Annotated in this window: 14 protein-coding genes and 1 pseudogene; 7 read left to right on the forward strand and 8 right to left on the reverse strand. The window is 60.3% G+C overall.

All coding sequences use genetic code 11. The features are described from left to right. Positions 1-273 precede the first annotated feature (273 nt). Positions 274-717: a pseudoazurin gene (locus J2J99_RS26280; RefSeq protein ID WP_168297871.1), complete on the forward strand. Its 444-nt coding sequence runs from the start codon at positions 274-276 to the stop codon at positions 715-717. 396 nt (positions 718-1113) lie between these two features. Then, complete coding sequence (locus J2J99_RS26285) at positions 1114-1593, forward strand: NUDIX hydrolase (RefSeq protein ID WP_168297868.1); 480 nt, start codon at positions 1114-1116, stop codon at positions 1591-1593. A gap of 212 nt (positions 1594-1805) precedes the next feature. Here J2J99_RS26285 and J2J99_RS26290 read toward each other — a convergent pair. Beyond that, positions 1806-2117: pseudogene (locus tag J2J99_RS26290) on the reverse strand (DDE-type integrase/transposase/recombinase); the annotation flags it as partial. A 260-nt stretch (positions 2118-2377) separates the two neighbouring features. Further along, positions 2378-2773, reverse strand: coding sequence for a response regulator transcription factor (locus tag J2J99_RS26295; protein ID WP_168297866.1), 396 nt, complete (start codon positions 2771-2773; stop codon positions 2378-2380). Positions 2774-3293: 520 nt separating this feature from the next. Here J2J99_RS26295 and J2J99_RS26300 point away from each other — a divergent pair. Together J2J99_RS26300 and J2J99_RS26305 are read left to right on the forward strand one after the other, a co-directional pair. Then, the gene (locus J2J99_RS26300; protein WP_168297864.1) at positions 3294-3932 is read left to right on the forward strand and encodes a response regulator transcription factor; all 639 of its coding nucleotides are present in this window, start codon (positions 3294-3296) and stop codon (positions 3930-3932) included. 761 nt (positions 3933-4693) lie between these two features. After that, positions 4694-10249, forward strand: a complete 5556-nt coding sequence (locus J2J99_RS26305; RefSeq protein WP_168297862.1) for a trifunctional serine/threonine-protein kinase/ATP-binding protein/sensor histidine kinase — start codon at positions 4694-4696, stop codon at positions 10247-10249. 163 nt (positions 10250-10412) lie between these two features. Here the strand turns inward: J2J99_RS26305 and J2J99_RS26310 are convergent, their stop codons facing one another. After that, entirely contained in the window at positions 10413-10562 is a 150-nt protein-coding gene (locus J2J99_RS26310) for a hypothetical protein (RefSeq protein ID WP_168297860.1), read from the reverse strand. A gap of 1224 nt (positions 10563-11786) precedes the next feature. Between J2J99_RS26310 and J2J99_RS34195 the strand changes: the two genes are divergently transcribed. Beyond that, positions 11787-12005 carry a hypothetical protein gene (locus J2J99_RS34195; protein ID WP_168297858.1) on the forward strand — a complete coding sequence of 73 codons (219 nt, stop codon included), beginning with the start codon at positions 11787-11789 and terminating at the stop codon, positions 12003-12005. Between the two features lie 246 nt (positions 12006-12251). Here J2J99_RS34195 and J2J99_RS26315 read toward each other — a convergent pair whose 3' ends face one another. Then, positions 12252-12446 (reverse strand): hypothetical protein, encoded by a 195-nt coding sequence (locus J2J99_RS26315; protein ID WP_168297856.1) that lies wholly within the window; start codon positions 12444-12446, stop codon positions 12252-12254. Between the two features lie 515 nt (positions 12447-12961). Next, positions 12962-14314 (reverse strand): oxygen-independent coproporphyrinogen III oxidase, encoded by a 1353-nt coding sequence (gene hemN, locus J2J99_RS26320; protein WP_168297854.1) that lies wholly within the window; start codon positions 14312-14314, stop codon positions 12962-12964. A gap of 311 nt (positions 14315-14625) precedes the next feature. On the opposite strand from hemN, the gene J2J99_RS26325 reads away from it, so the two are divergent. Together J2J99_RS26325 and J2J99_RS26330 are read left to right on the forward strand one after the other, a co-directional pair. Continuing rightward, positions 14626-14937, forward strand: a complete 312-nt coding sequence (locus J2J99_RS26325) for a hypothetical protein (protein WP_168297852.1) — start codon at positions 14626-14628, stop codon at positions 14935-14937. A gap of 145 nt (positions 14938-15082) precedes the next feature. After that, positions 15083-15808 (forward strand): response regulator, encoded by a 726-nt coding sequence (locus J2J99_RS26330; RefSeq protein ID WP_168297850.1) that lies wholly within the window; start codon positions 15083-15085, stop codon positions 15806-15808. Between the two features lie 57 nt (positions 15809-15865). Here J2J99_RS26330 and J2J99_RS26335 read toward each other — a convergent pair whose 3' ends face one another. The 3 genes from J2J99_RS26335 to J2J99_RS26345 are packed head-to-tail and all read right to left on the reverse strand — an operon-like array spanning position 15866 to position 18329. Continuing rightward, complete coding sequence (locus J2J99_RS26335) at positions 15866-16798, reverse strand: ribokinase (protein ID WP_168297848.1); 933 nt, start codon at positions 16796-16798, stop codon at positions 15866-15868. Next, positions 16795-17256, reverse strand: a complete 462-nt coding sequence (locus J2J99_RS26340) for an RbsD/FucU family protein (protein WP_168297845.1) — start codon at positions 17254-17256, stop codon at positions 16795-16797. Before J2J99_RS26340 ends, J2J99_RS26335 begins: the two co-directional genes overlap by 4 nt. A 44-nt stretch (positions 17257-17300) precedes the next feature. Continuing rightward, positions 17301-18329, reverse strand: a complete 1029-nt coding sequence (locus J2J99_RS26345) for a LacI family DNA-binding transcriptional regulator (RefSeq protein ID WP_168297843.1) — start codon at positions 18327-18329, stop codon at positions 17301-17303. Between the last annotated feature and the right edge of the window lie 8 nt (positions 18330-18337).

Genomic DNA, 18337 nt, shown 5'->3' on the forward strand with positions numbered 1-18337 from the left:
CAGGCGAGCGTCTTTCCGGCAGTTCCGATGGCTTCCGCCGATCAGGCTGGAATATCGCAATTCCCCTTCGAAAATCCGACATTACCAGCAGGGGCAACCGGCACTACACCGCTTCGGTTGCCCGACGCAGGCTTGACGCAATGCCGATCCGGCAGCCGAAATCCGATCGCCGGCCTTTCTCGCGAACTTGACGGGCGTCAAAGAAGCCAATCCCGGCATCTCCTAAAAGACGTTCATGAGGCCGATCGAGCCTCGCAGAACAGGAGATTGCAAATGCGTTTGAAATTCGGTCTGATCGCTGCAACGGCAGCCTTGATTGTCTCGGCAGCGCCGTTGATGGCAGCCGACCACCAGGTTCAGATGCTCAACAAGGGCACGGACGGCGCGATGGTTTTCGAGCCCGGCTTCCTGAAGATCGCCCCCGGCGACACCATCACCTTCATTCCCACCGACAAGAGCCACAATGTCGAGACCTTCAAGGGGCTCATTCCGGATGGCGTTGCCGAATTCAAGTCCAAGCCGAACGAGCAATATCAGGCGAAATTCGACGTTCCGGGCGCTTATGTCCTGAAATGCACGCCGCATGCCGGCATGGGCATGGTTGTCCTGATCCAGGTCGGCGACAACCCGGCCAATCTCGAAGCTATCAAAACCGTAAAGGTACCGAACATGGTGCGCAAGCGGCTCGATGCCGACCTCACCCACATCATCCAGTGATCAGTGAACAGTTGCGGATGGCCGCGCTTGTGCTGCCATCCCGCATATTGGAGAACCAGATGTTCAAGCCTGAGCAACGGGAGCGCTGACATTCGCGTCCCCGTCATGGCTCGCGTTTTCGGCGCGCTCAATCCCCGGCAGGTCGTTCTCCGCCTGAAGAACCCGGAAGCCGCTATCGAACCGATAAAGTTCGAACTGACCAAAGCGCCGGACCCAGCTGGAAGGCAAGCGGCCTTCCCGTGAGGGACCCGAAAGGCTGGTTGGCGGATCTGGAATTGCTCATCGACGATTCCATTCCGTGTATCTTGAAGGCAGCCTGTCGAACTAGCGGTCGTAGCGGAAATTCAACCACGGCGTCTACTTGCCGGTCGTGAACAACCGACCCATCTTTAAGGGATGAACAAGGCGCCGACACTCCTGTCCCAGCTTGCCGGTCATGCCGAGACGATCCTCCTCGGCAAGGCGCTGGAGCAATTCGGCGCGCTTTGCCTGCGGCAGGGAGCAGGCGGTTTGGAAGTTCTGTTGATCACGACGCGCGAAACCGGCCGGTGGACCATTCCCAAGGGCTGGCCGATCAAGGGGCTCGCCCCGCATGAGGTGGTCGAGCGTGAGGCTTGGGAAGAGGCGGGCGTGAAAGGGCGGGCGAAGAAGCGCGCTTTCGGCTGTTTCTCCTATCTCAAGACGTTCCAAGATGGCACGCAGGTACCATCGTTCGTGACGGTTCACATCATGACGGTCCGCCGCACCAAGGCTAACTTCCCGGAACGGCGGGAACGCAAGCTGGCCTGGATGCCGCCTCTCGGGGCGGCGTCATTGGTGAACGAGCCGGAATTGAAAAGCCTGTTCCGGCGCGTGCGGCGGCGAGCGCTTTCCTGAGGCGCGGTCACTTAGAATTCCAGTTATCGCTCAGGCCGCTTCCGTTTCCTCGATCGCATTTTCCAAACACGCCGCAGTCGCCATGGCCCGCTGCACCAATCGCATGATTTCGCGTTCCGACCTGCGACCCGCCTCGCGGTTGCTCGTGCAATTGTCCCGAAGGTGATGTCAGGTTGATCGGATCAAGTGCGAATCCGGGAGCCTCTGAGCGATCATGCGGCTATTCCAACCACAACCCTCCAATGTGCGATCGCTCTCAGGCGATGGAGATGGACATCTATGGCTGAGCGTTTGGAAGGCCCAGGGACGAAGAGATTTCGGAACGCGGAGAAAACGCTGACGAAACGTTTCAACGCGCCGGGTGAGCGGAACCGTTGCATCTCGCGCTCCCGTTTTCGTAGCGGCAGGCGCGAGTTTTCGGCGCGGTCGTTCAACCCTTTGTGCGATCGATGCTCGACCGCCGGCATTGTCTGGCGCCGTGCAGCGCCGTAAGGCCGGAGTTTGTCGGTGACGATGCGCTTGGGAAGGCCTCATCAGCCGAATAAGCAGCCACGTGGCAGCCCGGGATGGCTGGCCCCAGCGGCTTCCGACGGTCAGGTCCACGCAACAGCCAAACGGACTGCTCATGCAGCCTAGAATGCAGCCTTCACCGGGTGCTTTACTGCCGAATTTCCAGCCTCCGATAGACGACAAGCGTGGCTGTCGGCAGAGACGCTTCGCCATGGTCGTTGTCGCCTCACTGCCCGAAGCCGTCTGAGGCGAGATTCCGTTGGCTTTTGCGACCTCACGAACCGCTTTGGCCCTCGCTATTGAGAGCCAGCGCAAAACGGATGCAATCAAGCAAAATCTGTTCGCCAAACGGTTTGGTCAGGCAGCCGACGACGTCCGCGCCCAACGCGGTCGCGCGCACATTCTTTTCCGGAAAGGCGGTGATCAAAACAGTCGGAATGCTCTTGCCCAGTGCGACCAGCCGACGGTGCAGATCGAGCCCGCTCATTCCAGGCATATTGATGTCCGTCACGAGGCAGGCCGTGCGGGCGATATTGGGGAATCTCAAGAAATCATCCGCGCATGCAAAGGTCTCGGCGTCAAATCCCATCGACCTCATGAGTCCCTTGATAGCCTCCCGGATCGACTCGTCGTCGTCGACGATCGCAATCAGAGGTTTCTTGGTTGGCACTGCCGCCTCCCGACTTCGCCGACTGGCGTCGCGCGTAATTGGCGTTATGGCGCAACTGGACTTATTATCGGGCGGCGACAAAGGCATCGCAAGCTATACGCTCGTATACGCTGCTAAACGTTCTGCGAGAACTGGGAATCTAAACGCGCGGAACATTGGAGATGAGGAGACCGACGCGCGCTGCGCAAACGGAGCCATACGCGCGTGGGAAGTTCGTTGATGCAGAAAATGTGGGCTGGAGGACGGTCATCTCGATGTGCCCGCGCCGAAAGGGTGGAGAGCCGCACTGCAGGCTACCAACTTTCCCGAAACAACTAAGGTTCGTTCGCCGGTGGCAGGCTCCAGGGTGCGCAAACGCCCTTAGCGGCCGCCCGCATCCACCCTTGTAGCCGGGATGATTATCGCGCATTAATGGCGTGCGAAAGGAAACCCGTTTCGGCATTGGTTTTCTCATCGCGTGGCCAGTCCGGCGTAAATAGGAAACTATCCCAACGTCGATTCACATTGGGGGTTCTGACGATTGACCGAGGCGCTAGCGACCATCATTGTTATCGATGATGACCCCGAGGTCAGGGAGGCGCTTGGGAGTTTGCTGCGTTCCGTCGGCTTTGCCGTCAATCTCCTCGCTTCCGTGGGCGACTTCCTCAGGTCCGGTCGACCCGATGGACCGACTTGTCTCGTGCTCGATGTCCGGCTTCCGGGACAAAGCGGTCTTGATTTTCAGCTCGAGCTGGCGCGAGAAAATATTCAGTTGCCGATTGTCTTCATCACCGGGCACGGCGACATCCCCATGTCTGTCAAGGCGATGAAAGGGGGCGCGGTCGAGTTCCTGACGAAACCGTTCCGGGACCAGGACTTGCTCGACGCCATTCACATCGGCTTGGCGCGCGACCGCGAATGGCTTGAAAATGAAAAGGCGCTGGCGACGGTGCGCGCTCGTTTCGCTAGCCTGACCCCACGGGAGCGCGAGGTGATGGCTTTGGTGGTGACAGGACGGCTCAACAAGCAGATTGCCAGCGCCCTAGGCGTGAGCGAGATTACCGTGAAGGTTCACCGCAGCCAGGTCATGCAGAAGATGGGCACCAGGTCCCTGCCCGAACTCGCGCGTATGGCTGACAAGCTGATGCTCGCGCCAGGAAAGTCTCAAACGAACTCATAAAGGTCTTGGCTGCGCGTATAGGTCACCCCTTCCTCATTGGTAATCGATCCTTCCTGGTGGCCAATAGCCCCTAGGGAAGCCCTCCTCTATGGTGCGTGATCCTCCCCCTCCCAGGCCGGATCGCTACCGATCGGCCCGCCTTGGCCTCCCACCCCGCGGGAGGCTTCTTTTTGGCCTCAGTCCCGGCAGGACACTTTCGACTCCAACACCGACGCCGAATCGCAACTGACGGCACTCGTGCGCGCGGTGGAGTAGCTCAGAATCGCCCCAGCCATTGCGGGCTAGGATGACTTCGTCGACATCGCTGAGCAGAAGTCCGCTGATGGGTATCCGTGCCGCTATTCCAAAGTATCGCAAAGCGAAACCACAGTATAATGTCCCGTCGTCCCTTCCATCGCTAGACTCTACTCGTTGCCTCGCGAGACAGGTAGCGAATCCCCCCGTTGCTACCACCAAGCTTCGGCGCTCCCTCCATCCGAAGCTCTGCGGGTCCACGCCCGCCCGACCGCCCAGCAGCCGCTGGGCGGTCTTTCGTAGAGGTAGACCGAGTATCGACCGGGCGGGTGATGGCCGCTCGTTGTTGGGACGAACAGGCGAGATGTGGTAAGAAGTGAGGAAGTGGTTGCCGTTCGTCATCGCTTTGGCCAATTTGACCGGACGGATCTCCGAAACGAAAGTGGCTGTGCCAATTGCGACAGGCGACGTGACGAAGTCGGCAAGCGGGCACATCCTTTTTCTTCGGCGTTGGTGGAGATGGGAGTTTGGAGGTTCTTTGGGAGGACGGTGATCGCGTGTTCCACAGGCAACGGCGCCTGGGTGCCGACGGCAAGTGGAACCCGGTACTGGTCGTGCTTTCGGCCCTTGAGTACCCGACACCTTCAAGCCTCGGTCGCCTCGACCATGAATACGGATTGAAGGATGAGCTCGATAGCGCATGGGCGGTGCGACCGCTTGAGTTGGTGCGCGAAGGCGGCCGGACCATGCTGGTGCTTGAAGATCCGGGCAGCGAACCGCTCGCCCGGCGGCTCGGAACTGCAATGGAAACGGGACTTTTCTTGCGCCTAGCGATCAGCATTGCCGCTGCGCTCGGCAGAGTCCACCAGCGCGGCCTGGTCCACAAGGACATCAAACCGGCCAATATCCTGGTAACGGGCACGGGCGCCGAGGTGCGGCTAACCGGCTTCGGCATCGCCTCACGCCTATCCCGCGAGCGGCAAGCGCTCGAGCCGCCCGAAGTGGTCGCGGGAACGCTTGCCTATATGGCCCCTGAGCAGACCGGGCGCATGAACCGCTCGATCGACTCCCGCAGCGACCTTTATGCGCTCGGCGTGACGCTTTACGAGATGCTGACAGGGAGCCTGCCTTTTGCCGCTTCCGACCCGATGGAATGGGTGCATTGCCATATTGCACGACAGCCGATGCCGCCCAACGAGCGGACGGCGGACGCTTCACCGGCAGTCTCGGCCATCGTCTTGAAGCTGCTCGCCAAGACGGCCGAGGAACGATACCAGACGGCAGGCGGCGTCGAGCGCGATCTGAGGCGCTGTCTCAGCCAATGGGAAATGCACGGCCGGATCGAGGCATTCCCGCTCGGCGAACGCGATATCCCGGACCGGCTGCTGATTCCAGAGAAGCTGTACGGGCGGGAGCATGAGGTCGAGACCATGCTCGCTGCCTTCGACCGCGTGGTGCTGGGCGGAGGCCCGGAGTTGGTGCTCGTCGGTGGCTATTCCGGCATCGGCAAGTCGGCGGTGGTCAACGAACTCCACAAGGTATTGGTGCCGCCGCGCGGGCTGTTCGCATCCGGCAAGTTCGACCAGTACAAACAGGACATCCCCTATGCGACCCTGGCGCAGGCCTTTCAGGGCCTGCTCGAGGGGCTCCTCGCCAAGAGCGAGGCGGAATTAGCACCGTGGCGCGAGGCGCTGAGCGAGACGCTGGGACCGAACGCAAAGCTGATGGTCGATCTCGTCCCCGAATTGAAGCTCGTCATCGGCGACCAGCCTTCGGTCTCGGAACTTCCACCACAGGACGCGCAGCGGCGATTCCAGTTGGTATTCCGGCGGTTCATCAGTGTTTTTGCCCGGCCCGAACATCCTCTGGCGCTGTTCCTCGACGATCTCCAATGGCTCGACGCCGCAACGCTCGATCTGCTTCAGGATCTGCTGACACGGTCGGATCTGCAACACCTCATGCTGATCGGTGCCTATCGCGACAACGAAGTCACCGCCGACCATCCGCTGATGCGGACGCTTGACGTGATCGGGACCGCCGGCGGCAAGGTCTCGGAGATCACGCTTGCGCCGCTCACTAAATACTATCTCCAGCAGTTGATCGCAGATACGCTCCACTGTCAGCCCGATCGTGTGGCCCCGCTCGCTCGAATGATGCACGACAAGACCGGCGGCAATCCGTTCTTCGTCCGTCAGTTCCTGTTTTCGCTCGCCGAAGAGGGAGTGCTCGCGTTCGACTATCGCGCAGCATGCTGGTCCTGGGATCTCAAGCGCATTCACGCCAAGGGATACACCGACAACGTGGTGGACCTCATGGTCGGCAAGCTCTCGCGTCAGCCGCCCGAAACGCGGAAGGCGCTGCAGCAGTTCGCCTGTCTTGGAAACACCGCAGATATCAGGGTGCTTTCACTCGTGCTCGGGACCCCGGAGGAGCAAGTCGCCGGGGCCTTATGGCCTGCCGTCGCTCACGAACTGCTCGAGCGTCTGGCAGGCACTTACCGGTTCGTCCACGATCGCGTTCAGGAAGCCGCCTATTCGCTTATCCCGGAGGATCGACGCGGCGAGTTACACCTTCATATAGGCAGACTACTTGCAGCGAATACTACGCCGGAGCGGATTGACGATCATGTCTTCGAGATTGTCAGCCAGCTTAATCGCGGAGCCGCACTGATCACCTCGGCTGAGGAGCGCGAGCAACTGGCAGAGTTCAATCTGATGGCCGGCAAGCGCGCCAAGGCCTCGACGGCATACGCTTCCGCTCTGAACTATTTCGTTGGTGGCACGATCATGCTTTCCGGAGACCGCTGGGAGCGCCAGCACCAACTTGCATTTGCGCTCGAGCTGAACCGGGCCGAATGCGAGTTCCTGCTTGGCGCGCTACCGGATGCGGAGAACCGGTTAGCCCAGCTTTCCAGTTGTGCTGTCGGCTCCGACGACCAGGCTGCTGTCGCCTGCCTGCGCATTGATCTGTATGCTGCGCTCGGGCAGACCAGCCGCTCCGCAGACGTCGGTCTCGACTACCTGAGGCAGTATCTCGGCGTCGACTGGTCGCCGCATCCGGCCGCCGCAGAGGTGCAACGAGAATATGACCGGATCTGGTCGCAGCTCGGGAGCCGCGCGATCAAGGATCTCATTGATCTGCCGTTGATGAGCGACCCAGCATCCTCCGCGACGTTGGATATTCTCACCCGGCTCGTGGGGGCGGTATGGCATACCGACGCGAACCTGGCATGTATGGCAATCTGCCTGGCTGTGAATCTGAGCCTCGAGCGCGGCAACAGCGACGGCTCCTGCTACCACTATGTGTCGCTTGGGTATATTGCTGGGCCGCGCTTCGGTGACTATGAGGCCGGTTTCCGCTTCGGTCAGCTAGGCTGCCAACTGGTCGAAAAACACGACCTCAAGCGCTTTCAGGCGAGGACTTACAAAGACTTCGGGGCTCACGTCATACCGTGGACGAGACATGTCCGAAGCGGCCGCGACATGTTGCGGCGAGCCCTTGAAATTGCCGATCAAAGCGGCGACCTGACGTTTGCCGGATACAGCTATGCCAGTTTGAATTCGAATCTGCTGGCGGCAGGAGATCCGCTTATGGAAGTGCAACAGCAAGCGGAGATCGGCCTCACATTTGCGCAAAAGGTGCAGTTCCAGTTCGTCATCGATCTCACCAGCGCGCAGGTCGGGCTCGTTCGGACACTGCGCGGGTTGACCCGGAAATTCGGTTCCTTTGACGACGACGGATTTGACGAAATTGAGACCGAACGCCGGTTTTCGGAAAATCCGAATCTTGCGGAAATCTGCTACTTCGTCAGAAAACTCCAGGCCAGATTCTTCGCGGGCGACTATGGGGCGGCCGTCGATGCGTCGTTGCGGGCGCAGAGGCTGCCATGGACATCGGTGGCGCATTTCGAAGAAACGCCGGAGCATCATTTCTACGGCGCCCTGTCCCGCGCCGCGTGCTGCGACGATGCTGTGGCAGACCGGCGGGCGCGGCATATGGAGGCTCTGGTTTTCCACCACCGACAGCTTCAGATCTACGCGAAGAATTGCCCGGAAAACTTCGAGAACCGCGCCGCCCTTGTCGGCGCCGAGATAGCACGCCTTGAAGGCCGCGAAATCGACGCCGTGCGCCTATACGAACAAGCGATCCGCGCAGCGCGCACCAACGGCTTCCTTCATCATGAAGCCCTCGCATATGAACTCGCCGCCCGCTTTTATGCGCAGGGGGGCTTCGAGGACTTCAGTCGTCTCTATCTCCGCAACGCGCGAGGCTGTTATTTACGCTGGGGCGCCGACGGTAAGGTGAGGCAACTCGACCAACTCTATCCGGACCTGAGAGGGGACGAACGCGGTCCGACTCCAACAAGCACTATTGGTGCACCGGTCGAGCAACTCGATCTTGCAACCGTAATCAAGATCTCGCAGGCCGTGTCAGGCGAGATTGTCCTTCAAAAGCTGATCGACACTGTCTTGCGCACCGCCGTTGAGCAGGCGGGCGCCGAGCGCGGCCTGTTGATCCTACCGCATGGCGGTGAGTCACGAATCGCGGCGGAGGCCACGACTTGCGGTGAAGCGGTCGCGGTGCATATGCTCGACGAGATAGTCACACAGTTCACGCTGCCACAATCGCTCCTTCGTTATGTCTTGCGCACGAACGAAACCGTGGTCCTCGACGACGCAGCAGCTCAGAATCCATTTGCCGCGGACCCATATGTTTGTCAGCACCGCGCTCGTTCTGTTGTCTGTGCGCCGCTGCTCAATCAAGGCCAACTGACCGGGGTACTCTATCTTGAAAATAACCTCGCCCCTCGGGTCTTCGCGCCGGCTCGAATCGCGGTGCTGAAGCTGCTCGCCTCGCAGGCAGCAATCTCACTGGAGAATACACGGTTGTACCGCGATCTCGCTGAGCGCGAAGCCAGGTTCCGTCGCCTCGTCAAGGCCAACATCATCGGCATTATCATCTGGGATATCGATGGTCGCATTTTTGAAGCCAATGACGCGTTCCTCCGCATGTTGGGATACGACCGAGAGGACCTTGCCTCGGGTCGGCTATCATGGACGGACCTGACGCCGGTCGAATGGCGCGACCGCGACGCACGGACCGTCGCAGAGCTGAGGATGAGGGGGGCAGTCCAACCGTTCGAGAAGGAGTATTTTCGGAAAGATGGCACCCGTCTGCCCGTGCTGATCGGCGGTGCACTGCTAGAAGAAAGCAGGAACGAAGGTGTCTCTTTCGTCCTCGATCTGACAGAGCGGCGGCAGGCCGAAGAGGCGTTACGGGAGAGCGAGGAAGCCTTGCGCGAGGTGCAGGGACAACTGGCCCATGCAAATCGCGTCGCCACAATGGGCCAGTTCACAGCGTCCATCGCCCATGAAGTCAATCAGCCGCTCGCCGCATCGCTCACCAACGCCCAGGCGGGGTTGCGCTGGCTCGGCACCCATCCGCCCAATTTGGAGGAGGCGACTCAGGCGCTGGGCCGGATCGTCGAGAACGCCAATCGAGCCAGCGATGTCATCGGCCGGATCCGTGCTTTGATCAAGAAGGAGCCGGCTCGCAAGGAGCGATTCGACCTCAATGAAGCCATTCGTCACGTAATTGCCTTGACCGGCAGTGAGGTGCTCCGACAGGGCGTCACGCTGAGGACAGAATTCGCAACGGGCCTCCCGCCCGTACAAGGAGATCGCGTCCAGCTGCAACAGGTGATCCTAAACCTCATCATGAACGCCATCGAGGCGATGAGCGGCAATAATGAGGAACAGCGCGAACTGCTGATTAGCACCGAGATAGGGGCCGCAGGAGGCGTGGTTGTCGGCGTGCGCGACTCGGGTCCAGGCCTGGACCCACAAACCATAGACCGTGTTTTTGAGGCCTTCTACACGACCAAATCGAGCGGCATGGGCATGGGCCTGGCGATCTGCCGTTCGATTATCGAGGCTCACGGCGGTCGGATGTGGGCAACCGCTAGTGAACCTCGCGGGGCAGTCTTTCTGTTTACCCTGCCTCTCGAACCAGACGAGACCGCTGGCGCAAAGCATGGCGCAAACGGCAATGTTGGGAAACTGATAGGACCGACAACTGGCTGAAGCTCTCGCAGCCTGGGCAGGTCTCAGCGAAGTGTGAAGGCCATCGGCGTAAACCCCTCCTCCATCACGAGACGACTGAGTTGCGGCCGAAGCTGAATTCACCTTCACGACGCGGTCATCGGGCCAACAGGGGCAGCAGTGGCGAAAGCAACAAGCGCGTCGATCATGGTGCGAAATCGTGCGACAGGAAGCTGAACGACGCGGTTGAGAGCATCAACGTGTTGGCACCAGCTAAAAGGTGCCAGCCATCAAGCTCGATGATCCTCAAGTGCGGACCAAAGACCCTTTCCAAGACGCGGATCGCCTGGCTCAATTCATGTTCATGGAACTCCCTGAAGGGCAAAATTCCTCGAAGTCCTCTACAAGACGGACAAGCCCGAGGGAGCAGCACCATAGACCGATTGGCGTCCCGGTCAGGTACAGGGTAAAGGCAGATCTCCCGGCGTGCAAAGCTCGGCCCCAGACAGGCGTGGTTGTTTCACCTCGCATGACGGAAAACATCATCAAGTGAGCCCCAAAGGCCGTATTCGGCGATGATGAACCATCTAGTGGAATCTGGAGCGGATAGCCCGCAAGCCAGGGCCCAGCTTTCCCATATGCGCTGGGAAATGACGTCAAAGGGACCAAATCGATTTCGATGCGGTTGAATTCATGCGTCATGGTGTCAATCCCTAGAAGGAACGCTGAGGAACGAAGATGCAAACGTTGAGGCCAGCACTCGCCCGCACCGTGTATCTGTGAAACTGCCGTCGGAGCAACGATCCCGACTGCAAAGAATCAGCCGCTGGCTTGCGCATAATGCGCACCTAGACTTGAAGCTTTTCCCTTCGTCCAGTTTCCGCTCCGAATAGTGTCTCCGTCCATCCAGGCGGCCCCGCGTCCCGAAGCGCCTTGATCGTTTGCGGCGCCGGAGAATGTATCCGTACCGTAGCAGGACGCTCCTCGACCTTCTATTGATCAGGAGGAAGGTCGAGTAACGGAGAGGGAGGGGATGACTTATACGAGGGTTTAGGAGTCCTTAATCGGAGGTACGCAGACGGCGTGATGTCTCCGCTAGAAACTCGGCCATCACCCGCTCCGACATGATGCCGATATCGCGCTCCTTTTCGGCCAATGACATCGACCAGATAGATGTCGTCCCGAAGTTGCCTTGTACGAGGGTGTTAAGCGCCATTGCGGTGTATGAGGCGAGACGCCGAGACTGTGGGGCCCTGTCCTACAGCACGTCAATCGTCACGCTGCATCCGTCGTCTTGAGCGCGACCCGCTGGGAGAACACAGGGTAATGCGTGGACACTTCATGCTCGAAATGAGTGGCTGAGCCCGGCATGGCCCCTGGCAGCCCGCCCATCTGCTGTGTCCGTATAGTTTCCGTATACGCAAGTATGATGGCGGGCCTATGCAGTTTGTCTTAACGTTTGCTCATAAGTGCTAACTCCGCCAGGCTGCTCATGTTCGCACCGGCGTCGCTACCCATTCACAGAACGTTGGAACCGGTGGCCGGTCTCAGGTTCCAAAACCGTTAGGAAGGACGCACAATGCCGACGGTATCTCCGACTGCTATCACGCCGCCAGACGGGCACGTTGTCACCGCCCGCGAGGCGCTTGAGCCCCTTTACGAAAGACTGGAGCTTCGCACCGATTCCACCTTGCTTTCGGCGGCAATGGAAGCAGGATGGCCCGCCGAGGAGGCAACGAACGCGGTGGCTGCCCTAAGATTGCAAGACGCCCTCAATATTCTCGGCCGAGCGTTCTAAAGCAATTGAACCAACGAGGATTATCCAACTCGATGAACGAGCGCTGCGTCAATGGAATCGTCCTCAAGCAATAGAATGTTGAAAGAAGACGTCACTATGGCTTCCCCAGAGCTGCTGGCGGCGGCTCATTGACGGCCGCCTGCTCGCCTTCCTGAACTGGCTGCAAGAACAGGAGCCCATGCAGAATCGGCCCAGAGTCACAACCGTGCAAAGGGGCAGGAGCGTTGCGCAAATGGCCAGTTGTTTCTAAAGCCATTCGGGAAAACACCAGAGACTCGCCTGGTGGCCACGGTTTAGCAGATTAACCAGGGTATCGGCCTCCTCGGCGGTGAGCATGTCCATGACAAACCCATCGATAACGGCCGGCTTTCCGATGACGTTATCGAACACCGTCCAGAAAATGTTGAGGTTCTTGCAAAGGCTATATCTTTGCGCTGTCATCGTGAACTGCCTCCGGATGCGGCAAAGTTGGCCTTGCCTTATCCCGATTTTCTCAATTTCAGACATGACTGACCGGCGGTCCTGGACATCTGCGAGGCTCGTGATGGGTAGTCAGTAGCTCGGCAGAGAAACGAGGGCTCGCATTCAGCGGCTGGTACAGAAACCCCTGCCCCACAGAGAGCTAGGTGGCTCGTTGCCTTTAAGAAGGCCCTCGCAGTAAAGCATTTTTGTACCTGCCAATGAAGAGATGCATTGGAATCAGGCATGTTATCTACTCGTATAAGCGACCAGAGGATTTGTTGCCGCCCGGCAGCGTTGGCAATCGGTCGGTGGCGTCTCTGACCGCATTTCTGCTAAAGCTGCCGCTTGAGGACATGCGCGAACAGGCCGGAGCCGCCCGATTGGCGCCTCCGGTCTGGCTTGATATTCCTTGTTTTCGTGCAACGCGGCTTTAACTCTTTGTTCTCCTACATGTCGTTGTCCCCGAACCGCTGCAAACTTCCGGGCGACATGCATCAGGCTGCCTTGCTATGCGTGCGTCCGTGCGAGCCGAAATGGGCGTCGAATGCGGCCGCGACGGCACGGACCATGAAACGCGCCTGCTGGGACACGACAATCCGCTCGCCGCTGATCGTCACGACGCCGTCGGCCACCAGATCGCCGAGACGGTCGTTGCGCTCGACAAGGAAGCCGGTTTCGAAACCCGACCCGCTGCTCACCTTTCCGAGATCGACCTCGAAATCGCACATCAGCCTTTCGATGATCCTCGCCCGAAGCTTGTCCTCTTCGCTGAGAAGATATCCCTTGGCCGTCGGCAGCACGCCGGAGGCAACGCGTTCGACGTAAAGACCGAGAGGCACGTGGTTCTGCATATAGCCGCTCGGCAGCCGCCCGATCGCGGAAGCGCCGAGGCCGATCAGGCTGTCGCAATCATCCGTGGTATAGCCCTGGAAGTTTCTTCTCATCGCGCCATTGCGGGCGGCGAGCGCCAGCTGGTCGTCCGGCAGTGCATAATGATCGAGCCCGATGCGCTGATATCCGGCCTTCTGCAGCTCAGCGGCGATGGCTTCCGCCTGCTCGTTGCGCTGATTTGCGTCCGGCAGCGTGGTCTCGTCGATCAGGCGCTGATGTTTCTTGAAGGCGGGTATGTGGGCATAACCGAAAACGGCGAAACGTTCGGGACGCAGCGCTGCAGCCAGCCGGACCGTTTCGATGCAGGATTGGACGGTCTGTTTCGGAAGGCCATAAATCAGGTCGAAGTTGATGCTGCTCACGCCTGAACAGCGCAGGCCGACGACCGCCGTTTCCGTCTGCTCGAAGGACTGCAGCCGATTGATGGCCGCCTGTACGATCGGATCGAAGCTCTGGACGCCCAGGCTTGCGCGGTCGACGCCGTTTTCGGCGAGTGCATCGATCATGGGAGCGGCCAATGTGCGCGGGTCGATCTCGACGGCGACGCTGGCATCCGCCTCGAATAAGAAGGCGCTCCTGAGCTTTGCCATCAGCGCCGAAAATTCCTGCGGCTTCATGATCGTCGGCGTGCCGCCGCCAAAATGCACGTTCCTGACGGGCAGATCGTTTCCGGCCGCAAAGGAAACCAGTTCGATCTCTTGGCTCATCACATCAAGATAGTCGGCGACCGGAGCATCTTGCCGGGTGATGGTCGTGTGGCAGCCGCAGTACCAGCACATCGAACGGCAGAACGGGACGTGGAGATAGACCGAAACAGGGCCGGCTTTGGCGATCGCGGCGAGGCCGCTGGCATAGTCATCCGGCCCCACGGCCGCAGAAAAAGCCGGCGCCGTCGGGTAACTCGTATAACGCGGAAGCCGCGCATCGCCATATTTGGCGATCAGATCATCGGACATTGTCGCATCCCTTTTCAAAAGCAGGATGCTTTATGACCTGCGGCCGTGCTGTCTTCCTTGTCCCAAATCAATGATGATGTCTTCCCGGAATCATCCGGATATTTGTCCGCGTGGCAGGACGGTCCACCCCGCTTCGCCGCTCGTCATGCTCGCCATTGCACTGTTGTTTGGCGGCCATAGCGCGATGTTCGGCGCCGATCCCCTCGCCCTCTTCGGTTGATCGAAGTCAAAGCATCTTTCAGCCGGATCCTTAGCCTGCAGGGAAGTCTGGCGGCAGCCGCGGCGACGAGCCCACGACCCGGAGGGATAAAATGCCATATGAAATCGTCACGGCGAGCCTGGACGCGAAAGATAAGTCGGGTCGTATCGACGTCCGGTTCGGACCTGAGATCAAGACCCTCGTCGTTTCGCGGCGCGCCCTGCTGTCGGTGGCGTCGCCGCCACGGGCGACGGAACTCCGCCTTCTCCAGCACGTCGACACGTTCTGCCAGATCGCTGCTCGCCGCCTCGCCTCCACCAACGGCGACACGCTTCGCATCACCGCCAACGATGTCCGCAGATGGCTCTGCGCCTGGCAAATCTCGGAAAGCCCGGTGCCAATTCAGACGGCTCGCCATCCGTGATGCCAGATCCGGATGATTTCGGCCGAATCGGTTGCCGGTCTCCGATGAGGACAACCGACCGCTTGCTGATGACACCGGCTTGACCGGCATGTTAAAGACGGTGCCTGATACGGTCTGTAACGAGCAACGGCTTGGCGGATGGACGATGACAGCACCTCAACACGACGCGCACCTTCTCGTCGTCGATGACGACCCGCGCATACGCCAGATGTTGACGCGCTATTTCGAGGATGAGGGTTATACGGTCTCGTCTGCCGCCGACGGCACCGAGATGCGAGTGCGCCTGCGCCAGCAGAACTTTGACGCCGTCTTGCTCGACCTCGTTCTTCCGGGCGGCACGGACGGTCTTGATCTTGCCCGGGAAATCCGGGCCCAGTCCGACGTGCCGATCATGATGCTGACCGGCCGCGACGACGTCGTCGACCGAATCGTCGGTCTGGAGGTCGGCGCCGACGATTACATCGCCAAGCCCTTCCATCTCCGGGAAGTTCATGCGCGCCTGAAATCGATCCTGCGCCGCCGGCAACCTCCCGCGCGCGACGCCGAAGCGGCCAGCGAGGAGATCATCGGCTTCGAGGACTGGAAGCTCAATCTCAGCCGCCGCCAGCTGCTCGACCCCGAGGGCACGGAAATCGAACTGACGACCGGCGAATTCGATATGCTGACGACCTTCGTGCGGCATGCCGGCCGGGTCCTGACCCGCGACGTGCTGATGGACCTGACCAGGGGTCGAAACCTCGAAGCCTTCGACCGGACGATCGACGCCCAGATCGTCCGGCTGCGACGCAAGATCGAGACGGACCCGAAGAAGCCGCAATTCATCAAGGCGGTTCGCGGCGTCGGCTACGTCTTTACCGCAAGACTGGATTGACGGTTTCAGCGGAGGGCGGTGGCGTCGCTGCTCTTTCGGAGCCTTCGCATCAGCCGCTCATAAGGACCGCAGCAGGGCGTCGATCTCGGCGCGTGAAGGCATGGCGGGGGCCGTGCCATGCCGTGTGACCGCAATGGCAGCGGTCGCGCAGCCGAAACGGACGGCTTCGATCGGCGCCTGTCCTTCGGAAATCGCCGTCGCGAACCCACCGAGAAAGGCGTCGCCGGCGCCGGTTGTGTCAATGACATTTCCCGCGGCAAATGCGGGGACGAATTCGCTTTGCCCGGCCGCGTGATAATAGTATGCCCCGCGTTTGCCGAGCGTGATGATCACCGCTTGCGCCCCTCGATCGACCAGTGTGCGAGCTGCAGCACGTGCCTGATCATCGGTTTCGATCGCATGGCCCACCAATTCCGCTGCTTCGACTTCATTGGGGACAATGAAATCACACAGGCTGTAGATGCTGTCCGGTATCACCCGTGCCGGCGCGGGGTTGAAGATCGTCGTGGCCCCCGCCCCTTTCGCCATCGACAATCCATGCATGGCAGCCTCGAGCGGCTGTTCGAGCTGGGTCATGAAAATGGCGGCGCTTTCGATCTCCGCCCGGTTCGCATCGACATCCTCGATACCGATGAGGCCCGCCGCACCCGGCGCGACGATGATGGCATTGTCGCCGCTCACCTCGTCGACGAAGATGAAGGCGGCGCCGCTGGAAACGCCGTCCATCTTCATCACATTGGCTTTGACGCCCGCCTCCGCATAGGCTGACAGCGCCATCGCGCCGAACGGGTCGTTGCCGAGCCGTGAAATGAAGGTCACCTTGCCGCCCGCCTTCGCCGCCGCAATTGCCTGATTGGATCCCTTGCCCCCCGGCCCGAGCGTGAAACCGGACCCCATCAGCGTCTCGGCAATATGGGGCAGGCGCTTTGCCTTATAGGCCGTGTCGGCAGCAAAAATGCCCAGGATGACGATCCCGCTTTTCTCGCTCATCGGATCGCCTCCTCCGCTGGAATGACGCCCTTGGTCAGAAGGAAACATCCATAGAACCGCAGTTCCCCGGTTGCGATCACGCAATAAGCCTTCTTGGCAATGTCGTAGAAGGCCATGCGTTCGACGGGATACATCGGCGATGGCTTGCCCTCGGCGCGGTCGACGATCGCTTGGACTTCCTGCTGAATCGGCGGAATTTCATCCGGCTTGCCGATCACTTCCATGCGCCCCACCGACGGCTGGATGGGGGTGTCGAGCGGCAAGACCGACAGGACCGCGTCGATTGCCTGCGGTGCGGGAATGTTCTCCATGGTCAGCAATTTTCCGAGACGCGTCTGGCGGGCGATCGAATCCGACGGAAAATTCATGTCGGAGATGACGAGATAATCGCCATGTCCCATGTTGCAAAGTGCTTGCAGAATGTCGCCGTTGAGTTCGGCCCTGATTCCCTTGAGCATTGTTCTTTCCATCCTGTTCCCGTGGCCGGAGCGCCGGCCATGCTTCACTTGATATGTCCCGTCATGTCCGGCTTGGGTTGCGGGCATGGGCCGCTGGAACCGCGCACGATCAGCGATCCGTCGACCATTTCGTCTGCCGTGCCCGGTGGCTCCTCCAGCAGAAGGCTGACCGCGCGGCGTGCCAGCATTTCGGCCGGCTGCCGTATGGTCGTCAGCCGCGGCACGACGAGATTGGCGAGCGAAATGTCATCGAAACCTGTGACGGATAGTTTTCGCGGCACGTCGATCTTGAGGTCGCGGGCCGCGCGTAATGCGCCGATAGCCTGCTGGTCGCTGGCGGCCGCGATCGCCGTTGGCCGGTCCTGCGCCGGGCGCGACAGCAGGCTACGGGCAATTCTTTCGCCGGACTCGTAGTCGAATCTGCCGTAAGCGATTTCCAGGTCAACGGCCTCGCCAGTCTTGGCGAATCCGTCCAGGCGACTGACGAAGGCCTCCTTGCGTATGCGCCCGGCTTCGGTGTCGGTCGGCCCGGCAATATAGGCGATGCGCCGGTGCCCCAGCCCATAGAGATGATCGGCAATCAGCGTGGCCGCCTGCGCATGGTTGGTCGACACCAGGGGAAAGGCGCCGAAACGCCGGTCCAGCGATATGACCGGCACCGAGGCCGGCAGAGCAAGCCCCGAACCGTCGCTCGAAGCCACGACGATGATGCCGCGCACAGATCGGTCGAGAAAGGCCGAAACATGGCTCTGCTCCGCCTCGCTGTCGTTGTGCGAGCTTGCCAGCATCAGGCTATGACCGCATTCGAGCGCCGCGCGCTCGATGCTTGCCGCAAGCTGCGCAAAAAAAGGATTGGTGATGTCGGGAACGACGAGACCGATGACGTCGGTTCTGCTGGTGCGGAGCGCCCTTGCAGTGACGTTCGGCCGGTAACCAAGCGCCGAAATGGCGTCGTTGACCTTTTCGCGCAGCACCGGTTTGACCGCGGCTTCGCCCGACAACACGCGCGAAACGGTGCCCACGGATACGCCCGCATGTACGGCAACGTCCTTGACTGTCGGCATCTTCGCCATTTCCAACA

The sequence above is a fragment of the Rhizobium binae genome (assembly GCF_017357225.1).
Lineage (GTDB): Bacteria > Pseudomonadota > Alphaproteobacteria > Rhizobiales > Rhizobiaceae > Rhizobium > Rhizobium binae.